The 12174-nt window shown below is 44.3% G+C and carries 8 protein-coding genes; 4 read left to right on the top strand and 4 right to left on the bottom strand.

Going from position 1 to position 12174, the window contains the following annotated elements:
* Positions 1-27: 27 nt before the first annotated feature.
* From pstB to ACOJRU_RS03625, 3 genes are read right to left on the bottom strand one after another with little or no spacing between them, the layout of a single operon-like run.
* A complete protein-coding gene (gene pstB, locus ACOJRU_RS03635; RefSeq protein WP_421133693.1) occupies positions 28-834 on the bottom strand; it encodes a phosphate ABC transporter ATP-binding protein PstB in 807 nt (268 codons plus the stop codon).
* Positions 835-842: 8 nt separating this feature from the next.
* Complete coding sequence (pstA, locus tag ACOJRU_RS03630) at positions 843-2414, bottom strand: phosphate ABC transporter permease PstA (RefSeq protein WP_421134709.1); 1572 nt, start codon at positions 2412-2414, stop codon at positions 843-845.
* On the bottom strand, positions 2408-4597 hold the full coding sequence (locus ACOJRU_RS03625) for an ABC transporter permease subunit (RefSeq protein ID WP_421133692.1): 2190 nt from the start codon (positions 4595-4597) through the stop codon (positions 2408-2410). The genes pstA and ACOJRU_RS03625 overlap by 7 nt, the downstream gene beginning before the upstream one ends.
* Before the next feature lie 177 nt (positions 4598-4774).
* On the opposite strand from ACOJRU_RS03625, the gene ACOJRU_RS03620 reads away from it, so the two are divergent.
* The 4 genes from ACOJRU_RS03620 to ACOJRU_RS03605 all read left to right on the top strand — a co-directional run bounded on the left by ACOJRU_RS03620 (position 4775) and on the right by ACOJRU_RS03605 (position 9952).
* Positions 4775-5278, top strand: coding sequence for a glycine cleavage system protein R (locus tag ACOJRU_RS03620; RefSeq protein ID WP_421133691.1), 504 nt, complete (start codon positions 4775-4777; stop codon positions 5276-5278).
* Positions 5279-5404: 126 nt separating this feature from the next.
* Positions 5405-7486: a polyphosphate kinase 1 gene (gene ppk1, locus ACOJRU_RS03615; protein WP_421133690.1), complete on the top strand. Its 2082-nt coding sequence runs from the start codon at positions 5405-5407 to the stop codon at positions 7484-7486.
* Between the two features lie 8 nt (positions 7487-7494).
* Positions 7495-9048 (top strand): exopolyphosphatase, encoded by a 1554-nt coding sequence (gene ppx / locus ACOJRU_RS03610; protein WP_421133689.1) that lies wholly within the window; start codon positions 7495-7497, stop codon positions 9046-9048.
* Between the two features lie 124 nt (positions 9049-9172).
* Entirely contained in the window at positions 9173-9952 is a 780-nt protein-coding gene (locus tag ACOJRU_RS03605; RefSeq protein WP_421133688.1) for a substrate-binding periplasmic protein, read from the top strand.
* Positions 9953-10069: 117 nt separating this feature from the next.
* On the opposite strand, the gene ACOJRU_RS03600 is transcribed toward ACOJRU_RS03605, so the two are convergent.
* Positions 10070-12097, bottom strand: coding sequence for a prolyl oligopeptidase family serine peptidase (locus tag ACOJRU_RS03600; protein WP_421134708.1), 2028 nt, complete (start codon positions 12095-12097; stop codon positions 10070-10072).
* Between the last annotated feature and the right edge of the window lie 77 nt (positions 12098-12174).

The raw sequence follows: 12174 nt of genomic DNA, 5'->3' as shown, positions 1-12174 counted from the left end.
ATTTCACCTTTTCCACGTTACTACCCATTAGCCATACCGCCCTGTAATATAGTCTTCCGTTTGCTTTTTGTCAGGCATAGTGAAAAGCGTGTCACTATCAGCATACTCAATCAGTCGCCCTTGATGAAAAAATGCCGTGTAGTCAGACACCCTCGCCGCTTGTTGCATATTATGGGTTACGATAACGATGGTGCAGCGCTTTTTGAGTTTATCCATCAACTCTTCTATGAACAGCGTTGTGAGAGGGTCTAATGCTGAGGTTGGCTCGTCGAGTAGCAATATTTCCGGTTTCAGCGCCAATGCACGAGCAATAACTAAACGCTGCTGCTGACCACCAGACAAAACGTTAGCCGGTTCAAACAGACGGTCTTTAACTTCTTTCCATAGCGCCGCTTCTTTAAGCGCGCTTTCTACCGCATCATCAAGGTGACGACGAACTTTCACCCCTTGTAAACGCAGCCCATAGCTCACGTTGTCATAGATACTCATAGGAAACGGGTTGGGCCGTTGAAATACCATCCCCACTTGCGTACGCAACCGCGACACATTCACACGTTTACTATTGATGTTCTTACCAGCAATGAGTATTTCGCCTTTGTACTTACACCCGTCATGCAAATCGTTTAAACGATTGAAACTACTGATGAGCGTAGACTTACCACACCCGCTTTGCCCAATAAGCGCTGTTATTTTATTTTTAGGAATGCGCATACTAATATCATGCAATACATGCTTTGCTCCAAACCATAAATTAAAGTCACGCACCTCTATCGCGGTATTCGCCTCGTCAATGTCACGCACATCCAGCTTATTGTGTTCAAACAACTTCAACATACCGCAACCTACCCTTCTAAATATTGCTTACGCAAGCGAGTTCTAAGAATGACAGCCAGAACATTCAAAACAAATACCACCATGAGTAATAGCAAACACGCCGCAAACATCATCGACGCACTTTTAGTATCGGTTTGGCTGTGAAAGGCGCCATCGTATATCAACACGCCCAAGTGCATAAACTGGCGGTCTAAGTGAAGATAAGGAAATTCACCGTCAATGGGTAGCGCTGGCGCAAATTTCACAGCTCCCACTAACATTAGTGGCGCCACTTCCCCTGCCGCCCTTGCAATGGCAAGAATAACACCGGTCATAATAGCGGGAGACGCTATAGGCAATATGGTTTTAACCGTTGTTTCATATTTCGTCGCACCAAGTGCATAGCTTCCTGCCTTTAAGCCTTCTGGCACGCGGCGCAACCCTTCCTCTGTTGCAACAATAACAACGGGCAGTGTAAGTATAGCCATCGTTAACGCCGCCCAAAATACCCCTGGGCTGCCCATTGTTGGCGCAGGCAAGGAATCGCTAAAGAAAAGAGAATCGATATTGCCACCGACGGTATATACGAAGAAACCTAACCCAAACACGCCATACACAATCGAAGGTACACCTGCCATATTACTTACGCTAATGCGTATTACCGAGGTAAACGCATTGTTAGGGGCATACTCACTTAAATACACAGCTGCAAGCACACCAAAGGGAGTAACAATAATCGTCATAAGGAACACCATCAATATAGTGCCAAATAACGCAGGAAATACGCCACCCGATGTATTGGCTTGTTTGGGTGTGTCAGTTAAAAACACGGCAATGCCGTTTAATATAAACGTCGTTTTTTCAAAAAAAGTCAGTCGGCTTACATAGTGAACATCCAAAATATCTGACATATCAATGGCATACTTCCCACCATCTAAAAAACCAACGTTTAGTAAGTACTTACTACGCTCTTGCTCATTTGAAATTAGCGTATTTTGCCATTTATCAAATCGCTTGATTAACTTCTCACGCGCGGGTGCATCTTGCTCAACATTCCGCTCATCTAAACGTGCCAATGCTTCATGTATTTGCGCTAAAGGGCCGGTTCGAATTCGGTTAATTTCGGCGGTAAGCTGTGCAACGTCCTGCGCAATGATGTCATATTGTGATGCATCAACTGAAGGCGCATTTGGTGTGGATATATTTAACGGCGTTGCGAGCATCACACGCCCATCAGTAAACTTAATTTCAGCGCTATCTACCGCGAGGTCTTTGCTGGAAATAGTTGATTTATCTAGGGCAAGGTATGCGCCGAAGGGCCGTTCACTGTCTGCATATTTTATTTGAACGGTGTTGTTAGTATCACTTTCAATATAGAGCTGCCCTAACACGCGTGTGCTGTGTTCAGCATGTTGCTGCGAATACGTAATATTATAAATAGGCGACGGCCAAAAATAGGCGCCACCTCGTAGCGTAATTAATACAAGAATGCTCACCATGGCGATAAGCAATAAACCAGTGAAAAATGCCGTAAGACTTATTACAAACGACTGGCGTTGAACGGTGTTGAGTATCCTGCCCAGTGCGGTGCTCATTAATATGCCTTATACCGAAGACGCTGACGAAGAAGCTCTGCCACCGTATTAATAACGAATGTAAAAGCAAACAAAATGCAGGCGGTAAGAAATAAAATTTGATAGTGCGCTGAGGACACATCTGCTTCGGGTAGTTCAATCGCTAAGTTTGCGGTTAACGCTCTAAGCCCCTCTATAAGCCCCCAACTCGCTATCGGAGTATTTCCCGTTACCATAAGAACTATCATGGTCTCGCCAAATGCGCGACCAAACCCTAACATGATGGCAGCAACTACCCCTGGCATTGCTACATGAAGCACAACATACCTGAGGGTTTGCAAACGGGTGGCGCCAAGGGCAAATGATGCGTGCTTTAAATCATTGGGAACACCGTTTATGGCGTCTTCTGCCAATGAATAAATACTTGGGGCGATAGCCACACCTAACGCAATAGCCACCACGATGGTGGTTTTTCCAATAGGGCTATTTGATTCTGCCGCTAGCAGTGCATAGCCATCTGTGCCAAAGAGGTTAAACAGCATATCGGGGATCCATTGCACACTTAAATAACCAAGTAACAACACGCCGCCAATGGCAAACCCTAATTCTGCACCATGGCGTAGTTTTCGAGGTAACTTTTCTGCGAATGGGCGCTGCACCCAGGCCACTAAAATAAGAATAAACGGGATAACAATAAGGAAAAAAGCAAAAGAGAACAAAAATTGCTCTGCTTTAGGCGATAACCAAATAGCGGCGATAAAACCGATAAGTACACTAGGGATCGCTTCTAACATTTCGACGGCCGGCTTTAACAAGTGACGCAATCGACGTTTGGCAAAAAACGCAGTATAAATTGCTGCACCTATGGCAACGGGAATAGCAATGACCAGCGCCAACAACGATGCTTTCATACTGCCGATAAGTAATGGCGTTAAACTAAACTTTGCCTCTTGAAAATCTGATGCACTGGTGGTTTGCCAAACAAAATCAGATTCATCGTATCCTTCGTAATGTTGAGGGGAGAAAAGTGACGCCCATGTCGTGATGCCGCTTAAGTTATTTACCTCCCACACATACACGCCGCTCTCATCATAGCCGTACAAGCGGTTACCGAACCACGCTATATTAGCAATCTCGGCCTTTAGCTGATAAGAAGTAACAACGTCGCCAGATACACGGTTGATTAACAACAATCGTTTTTGATTCGTTAGTATGGCGACAGCATTCGCGCTAGCATGTTCTTTTACCGCGAAAACCTGCTCGTTAAGGTTTAGCGAGATACGATATGTCGGCACAAACGTTAATTGCCCACCAGCGCGGTTTAACACCCAACGCGACAGCGTATTATCAATGTTATTGTGTAAGAACAGCGTGCGATCTTTTTCAAGGGTGAACAAATAGGTAGTAAGTGGCGTGTCTTTATCATTCGTGTCTTGTGTCAGACGATAAGGTACATGCTTATCAGCACCAATACGATGAACAAAAATACCGTCAGGCCCTTTGACAATAAAACTACCGCTACCGGGTAACATAAGCGCATCAGAAACATTAGACAATGTCTGGTCGAATATCTGCGTTGGCGAACGTCGGTTAACCCATCGCGTAAATAGCACGTTATCGGAAAAGAGCGAAACTGCCACCCATTTTTCAGACAACGCTACTTGCCAATCCGTTTTGGACTTCCAACGCTCGCTGGGCAAAGAGAACGACAAATTGCCCGAATGAGACTGTGATGCACGACTCAGCGATGCGCGTTCACTGTAGTTCTCATTGCCAGGGTGCGAAGCAATATTACGAACCGGCACCACCCTCACCTGGCCATTGGCAGAGACATCAACAATACTGTTTTCACTCATCAGTGACACAGCGCCAAGGTCATGCTCACAAGGCTTATTATACAGCTGAGTCGTATTAAGCATGTCGTCAACAAGCCCTACAAGATTCAATTTACACTGTGTATGCGTTGAGATAATAGGTTGGTCAGACAGTACGTCGCCAACCAGTTCAATACGGTGGCCTTTAGGTAGTAACCAGCTTTTTTCAAGCTCGACGGTTGGTTTTGCTATTAGAGGGAATGCCTGCGTGAGCAGATGGGTAATAAGAATAATGAGCGTCAGCAATACAAGACCGCCAAATGCAGTCACAACGTAGCGTCCCCATCTATCTTTACGAAGACGTTGTTTAATTGTAGTGTCTTGATTGGAAGTCATTATTATTAAATAAAATTTTCGGTACAAATTGCACTTCAGAGCAGTGTAAGTTTTGTTATGCTAATAGCAAGCGAAAGTTGTACGCGTTTATCGTTAAAGTGGCATAAACTTAACCATGTTAGACGGGCGTAACTCGGACCGCAAAACATTTCTTCTATCACGGAACAGGAGCTTCTTATGCAATCACTCGTTATTACTATTATGGGTAAAGATAAACCCGGATTAGTCGACGCTCTTGCAAAATGTATTTATAAACATCAAGGAAACTGGCAGGGTTCCAGTTTTGCACACATGGCAGGACTATTTACCGGCTTTGTTGAAGTGCATGTTGCAGAAGATCAGCAAAACGACCTTATTGATGCACTAAACGATATTTCCGACCTCTCTGTTCAGTCAGTAGTAGCAGCATCGAATCACACGTCGTTTGATACCACCCTCAGTGTCAATATCATGGGTAATGATAAATCGGGGATTGTGCAAGAACTTACCTCTGTGCTCAATCAATTTAATTTAAATATTCTTTCGTTTAATTCAACGTGTCAAAGTGCGCCAAATTGGGGAAGTTTAATGTTTAAAGCCGATGTCGTCATAGCGGTTCCACAAGCATTCGATGACGATGCATTACAAGATGCATTAGAAGCCCTAGCAAATGACCTCGTGGTCGAAATAAACGCTGAGTAAGTCAAAAACGGCTTACCACGTAATATCGCCCTCGCATGTCATAGTATTTAGCGGCGGCATGTCACACAAGTGTCATTGACCACTGGCAAGCTTTTGCCTTTTTTCTAATCGAGAATTTGAGAGATCATGGATAACGAAACTTTATATTATCCCAAAGAATTGAGTTGGCTTGCGTTCAACGAGCGCGTTCTGCAAGAGGCTGCGGATGAAAATAACCCAGTAGTCGAACGTATTCGTTTCCTCGGGATTTATTCTAACAATCTCGATGAGTTTTATCGCGTTCGTGCAGCAGACGTTAAGCGTCAAATCACCATCGCACAAAATGACGGTAACGAAGACGAGACGCAGCGCCACACGCTAATGATGGAGCGTATTCAAAAAAAGGTCGTCGAGCTATCCAATAAATTCGATAAAATTCACAAAAATGTGCTGAAGGCATTAGCGCGTTACAATATCCATATCTTACGCAAACATGATCTTAGCGACTTTCAAAAAGAGTGGGTACGTAACTTCTTTATCAATAAGGTGCTTCGCCATATTGCGCCTATTCTTATCGATAAAAAAATTAATCTACTTAGCCGCTTAAACGGCACATCGGTTTATCTTTATTGTGCACTACGCCGAAAAGACAAAAACACCAAGTTTGCGGTTATCCAAGTGCCAACAAACGAAATGTCACGTTTCATGCTGCTTCCGCCAGAAAAAAGCCGTAAGAAAAAACAAATCATCATGCTTGATGACATTATTCAGTTATGTCTTGAAGATATTTTTAGAGGCTTTGTTCGGTTTGATGAAATTGAATCGTTTTCCTTCAAAATGACCCGTGATGCAGAATATTCAATTAACGATGAGATTGATGAAAGCTACGTAGAAAAAATGTCAGAAAGCATGAAGCAACGCCTTATTGCTGAGCCGGTTCGTGTTATTTACGATAACGATATGCCTGATGATATGGTGCAGGACTTACGCAAGCGTTTGAAAATAACCAAGCTCGATACCATGCACGCCGCCGGTCATTATCGCAATTTTAAGGACTTTATTGGCTTTCCTAATGTGGGCCGTGAATATCTTGAACATGCCTCGTTGCCTGCAATCAATACCAATGAATTTTCGAAATATAACACTGTGTTTGATGCCATCACCGCACATGACATACTACTGTACTATCCTTATCATCGCTTTTTACATTTCACCGAATTTGTTCGTCAAGCGGCGTTTGACCCTAGCGTAAAAACAATCCGCATTAATATTTATCGTGTTGCCAGCCACTCGCGCATTGTTAACTCGCTGATAGATGCGGTTGATAATGGCAAGAAAGTGACGGTCGTTGTCGAGCTTCGCGCCCGATTCGATGAAGAAGCCAACATTGAATGGTCAAAGCGCATGACCGATGCCGGTATACGGGTTGTATTAGGCGTTCCAACCTTAAAAATTCACTCTAAGCTATGTCTTGTTACGCGAGAAGAGCGTGGAGCGTTAATTAACTACGCACACTTTGGAACGGGTAACTTTAACGAAAAGACAGCAAAGATCTACACCGATTACAGCCTGTTTACTCGAAACCAAGAACTTGGCGATGAAGCGGCGTCAGTATTTGACTTAATTCAATACCCTTATCGTCGATACAAGTTTCAACATTTACAGATTTCGCCATTAAACGCGCGAACAAAAATCCAATCGCTCATACGCCAAGAGATACAGCATTTAAAACAAGGTCACGATGCGCAGATCACGTTCAAAATAAACAACTTAGTTGATAAAGAGCTTATCGACGATTTATACCGCGCAGGGCAAGCGGGAGTGAAAATTCGTGGTATTGTGAGAGGCATGTGTTCACTTAATGCTGGCATTAAAGGGTTAAGCGAAAATATAGAAATTATTTCGATTGTAGACCGTTTCTTAGAACATCCTCGCGTGATGATTTTTGAAGGTGGCGGCGATAGAAAAGTCTTTATCTCTTCTGCCGACTGGATGGAGCGAAATATGGACAATCGTATTGAGGTGGGCTGCCCTATTTATGATAAACGCCTACAACAACGTATTGTTGATATAATGGAAATCCAGTTCCAAGATACACTCAAGGCGCGTGTGATTGATAATGCACAAACTAACCACTATGTCGCTCGTGGCAACCGCAAAAAATTGCGCTCTCAGGTTGAGATTTATCATTACCTGAAGCAAGAAGAAGAAAAAAACGCTGATAGTTAAGAGATCAAATGACCCAACATGAATCTGTATTTAATGATGTGGAAACACGCGAAGTAAGCAAAGTAGCAGCCCTTGATATAGGCTCAAATAGTTTTCACTTAGTGGTAGCACGGATTGTTGCTGGGTCTGTCCAGATCCTTCATCGCGTTAAACAAAAAGTAAGACTGGCAGAGGGGTTAGGCAGCGATAATATTCTGTCTCAAGATGCCATGGATCGCGGCCTTGCTATGTTAAAGGTCGTCGCGGAGAGTTTAAAAGGGTTTGAGCCTGACTCGGTTCGTATCGTAGCCACCCATACGTTGCGAAAAGCGCGAAACGCGCACGATTTCATCACCGCTGCGAGAGAGATATTGCCTTACCCCGTAGAGGTTATTTCTGGCGTTGAAGAAGCGCGCCTTATCTATTCGGGTGTAGCCCACACTAACCACGCTGATGGACAACAGCTTGTCGTGGACATTGGCGGTGGATCAACAGAGTTTGTTATAGGTAAAGGCTTCACGCCATTACTGTGCCGTAGTCTGCAAATGGGTTGTGTCAGTTACACCCAACGCTTTTTTGAAAACGGTCAGCTTAAGCAAAAGTCTTTCGACCGCGCGATAACCGCGGCCCAACAAGAGCTTGAGATGATTGATGCTAAGTATCGCAGACTGGGCTGGGTGCAAGGTATTGGCACGTCGGGCACTATTCGGTCGTTGTTTACCCTGTGTAATGAAGAAAATATTAACGGTCACGATACACCGCTTACGCTAAAACGCCTTCGTGCCCTAATGAAAAACTTTGTTAGCGCAGGGCATATTGACGCACTCGATTTTCCAGAACTTAGTGACGATAGACGCGGTGTAATTGCTGGTGGGCTTGCCATTCTTATTGCTGTATTTAAAGCACTAGAGATTGATGCACTGGTGTATTCACCGGCGGCACTTCGCGAAGGTGTGTTGTATCAAATGGAAGATGAACTGCACCACGCCGATATTAGAGGGCGCACTGCCAGTAGTTTGGCTACGCGCTATGATGTCGATACTACCCAAGCCACACTTGTCCTGAATACCTCACTATTCTTACTTCGTCATGTTGAGAAAACGTGGAAACTAAAAGGGCATGACTTTAAAAATATGCTCGGTTGGGCTGCCCTATTGCACGAAGTGGGCATACAGATTAATTCTCGTAGTGTACAGCGTCATAGTGCCTATATTCTTGGTAATGTAGAAATGCCGGGGTTTACGCAAGAGCAACAATTATTACTTGCCACATTGGTGCGTTTCCATCGGAAAAAGATACGTTTGAACGAGCTTCCTGCCTTTAATTTATTCGACAGCAATGCGGTTAAGCGCCTCATTGCACTGTTGCGATTAGGCGCGCTGCTGAACATAAAGCGGCAAGAAGGCTTTTTACCTGATATTGCTGTCGATGTTGACAAAAACGCGCTTACTCTTGTCTTCCCGGACGGTTGGTTAGACGAAAAACCAATTTTGTCGGCTGATTTGTTGAGAGAGAGTGACTACTGGAAGGCCATTGACTTAACGCTGGTTATTTTACCAACACTGAGTGTAAGCACTAGCTAAATGCATACGCGGCTGTGTTTAACAGCGAATGATGATAATATGAACAAAAAGGCGAGTATATCGCCTTTTTAATTGGTGCATGGCGCGTTATATACCCCATTATTTTATAGGTTGTTGTTAGTCCGTGAAAAGATTTAGCCTTTCGTTGGCCGTATACTTAATATTGCTTTTTCCTAGTATCAGCCATTGTGAATCGGTCGATGACACCGCAACGCCTTTTTTACGCTTCTACAGCGAAATTACCCCACCATTTTACTGGCTAGATGAAAACGGCGTTGCCCAAGGGGTTAACGTCGACTTGGCCAACGCACTTTTCAATACGCTTGATATTAAGGCATCCATTGAACATATGCCGTGGGCCCGCGCCTACTATGAAGTCGAGCATCATGCTGATGTTGTGCTACTTTCTGTATTAAAAACGCCGACAAGAGCATCTACGTTACAATGGCTAGGTGTGGTAGACGTTGCCGAAGCCTCCCTGATACGCCATCAAGATCGAGACGATATCAACGTATCAACATGGGACGACATTTATCGATACCGAGTGGCAACGATCAGAGGTTACGGAGCGGCTGATTATCTGCAACAACACGGCTTTGAAGAAGACAAAAACCTTGTGCTGGTTAAAAGCTCAAAGGAACTTTGGTTATCCCTTTATACAGGTCGCGTTGATTTGGTGTTATCAAACTTTATTACGGGAAAGTATGAAATTGCCGACAGTGCATTAGACCCCGACGATATTGTCAGTGAATTCACAGTAGTACCGCTCAACCTAGAAATACAGATTGCAACTGGCCTTGAAACACCAACATCTCACGTTCAAATGTTACGCAAAGGTCTTAGGACGCTTAAAGAGAATGGGGAATACCAGCGCATAATGCGAAAATGGGGGTTAGCAGAGTAATCGTTGCGAGAATGCAATTACTCTCCTAGTGACTTGCCAATGACACACTATTTTGCAGACGACCTTAAGCAGTCAAACACTGCCTAAGGTAGCCCAATATCAATATCTACCTAGCGCTTACTCTTGTTTTTCCGTGTCAGCAACGCTGTACTTTTTAAACCATGCCAATATATTCTCAACCTTCGCAATCATTCGGGAGGGCCTGGCCGCAATACCATGAGATGACTCTGGTACTTTCACTAAGACCGCATCCACTTTTTGTAATTTAAGCGCCTGATAAAACTGCTCGGTTTCAGACATAGGCGTTCGTTTATCATTTACACCAGTGATTAACATCGTGGGTGTAGTGACATTGCCAACGAGTGATAACGGCGACCGCTGCCAATAATGTTCAACGTTGTCCCATGGTTTACCTGGAAATTGATAAGGTATTTGGTACAAGCCTGAATCGGCACTCAACACTTTTGAAAGCCAATTAATAACAGGCTTTGCTACCACAGCCGCGTTAAAACGATCGGTTAAGCCAATCGCATACGCTGACGCAATGCCACCTGCAGACCCCCCTGTTATATACAACCTCTCAGGATCGGCAATCCCCTTCTCAATCAGTGCATCAACCCCAGACATATGATCGGAAAAATCATATTTAGAACTGTATTTACCCTGTAGTAACAAAGCGAAGCGTTCACCGTAGCCTGTACTTCCTCTATGGTTGTCATAAAACACAATGTAACCCTGCGCCGCCATTCGTTGTAGCTCGGCAGTGAATACAGGACCATAGGCTAAGTTAGGGCCGCCATGAATTTCTAATATCAATGGATAGGTTTTCGCACTGTCATAATCAGGCGGAAGAATATACCACCCTTGGATTTCTTCACCGTCTATGGCCGAGTTATATACAATTTCTTTTACTTCACCAAGACGTTTGTGACCCAGAACGTCTTCGTTTAAATAAGTAATTTGTACTTCCTTTTTGTTTGTGACAAACAGGTCTGCTGGCCTATCCGTGCGGCCCTTTGTATACGCGACGACATTGCCTGAGGCATGATAAGTGCCAAATACATAGGGACGCCCAAGCGTGGTACCACTGAGCCCTGAAGCTTTAGTTGATACTTTTCCAGATAGACTGACGCTGCTTACACTAATTAATCCTCTCGTCGATTGTTGGAAGTAAACGCGTTTATTATCTCTCCATTGGAAATTGGACACTGAGTTGTCTATATCAGCCGTTAGGTTTTTATGCTCTGTTCCATCAGCATTCATTACGTATAGATAACTATTCTTGTACATCACCTTCTCATCTGAGCGACGTGCGTACGCAACATATTTACCATTGGGCGAGACGACGGGTGACGACTCTCTGCCTTTGAATTGGGTAATCTGCTGAATGTCCCCATTCATATCAACTGTATAAATATCTGCTTCAACTGGCTCATATTCCCAATTGTCATTTCTGTTTGCTGAGAAATAGATTTTCGAGCCGTCGGCTGAAAAACTTAAGCTCCCATTATGATGATAATTACCTGACGTAAGCTGACGGGCAGTGCCACCATCGCTGGGTACAATAAAAATATGTGTATAGGCTGGATCTAAGACGCCTCGTCCATCAGCCTGATAGCGAGCCTTCGTTATATATTGAAAGCTAGGTGACCACGACGCCCCTTTAGGCTTTTTAGGCATATCCACTTTCAACGGTTTTTCGTTAGCGTCCACGCTCATGGTAAACGCGATATACTTCCCGTCTGGCGACCACGTGATAGCACTTGGTGATGAGGTTACATTCGTGATGAGCGCAGTTTGCCCTGTATCCATCCAACGGACATAGAGTTGGGGTTTACCCTCAGCATTAGATAGATAAGCTAGCCGTTTTGAGTCGGGTGACCAACGGGGTGAATAGAAGTTTTTTTTCGAGGAAAGTAACGGGCGGTGCCAACTACCGTCTGAGGCTGCCAACCAAATATTAGAACGGGTACTGTCGGTCATCACATCGTTCGTGCGCCTTACGTAGGCCACATATTTTCCATTGGGCGACACTCGAGGGTCGCTGGCATACTCTAGATTAAAAATATCATCGGACGTAAAGTGCGTAGACACACGCGCATCTTCTTTCGATTCTGTGTCTTGTGCTGTTGCAGTAAACGTCATTATTAACCCCAGTGCTACCGAAGCAATTAATGTGCTTTTACTAATAGCACGCCCGCGTAATGTTGATTCTGCAAAGC

Origin of the sequence: Alteromonas algae, assembly GCF_049117195.1 — a bacterium.
GTDB lineage: Bacteria > Pseudomonadota > Gammaproteobacteria > Enterobacterales > Alteromonadaceae > Alteromonas.
This window is presented reverse-complemented; position numbering and strand designations above follow the sequence as displayed.

What these genes read in the sequence shown, in the direction of transcription:
- ppx (WP_421133689.1), top strand. Translation starts at nt 7,495, where the DNA reads ATGACCCAACATGAATCTGTATTTAATGATGTGGAAACACGCGAAGTA.
- ACOJRU_RS03620 (WP_421133691.1), top strand. Translation starts at nt 4,775, where the DNA reads ATGCAATCACTCGTTATTACTATTATGGGTAAAGATAAACCCGGATTA.
- pstB (WP_421133693.1), bottom strand. Translation starts at nt 834, where the DNA reads ATGTTGAAGTTGTTTGAACACAATAAGCTGGATGTGCGTGACATTGAC.
- ACOJRU_RS03600 (WP_421134708.1), bottom strand. Translation starts at nt 12,097, where the DNA reads ATGACGTTTACTGCAACAGCACAAGACACAGAATCGAAAGAAGATGCG.
- ppk1 (WP_421133690.1), top strand. Translation starts at nt 5,405, where the DNA reads ATGGATAACGAAACTTTATATTATCCCAAAGAATTGAGTTGGCTTGCG.
- ACOJRU_RS03625 (WP_421133692.1), bottom strand. Translation starts at nt 4,597, where the DNA reads ATGACTTCCAATCAAGACACTACAATTAAACAACGTCTTCGTAAAGAT.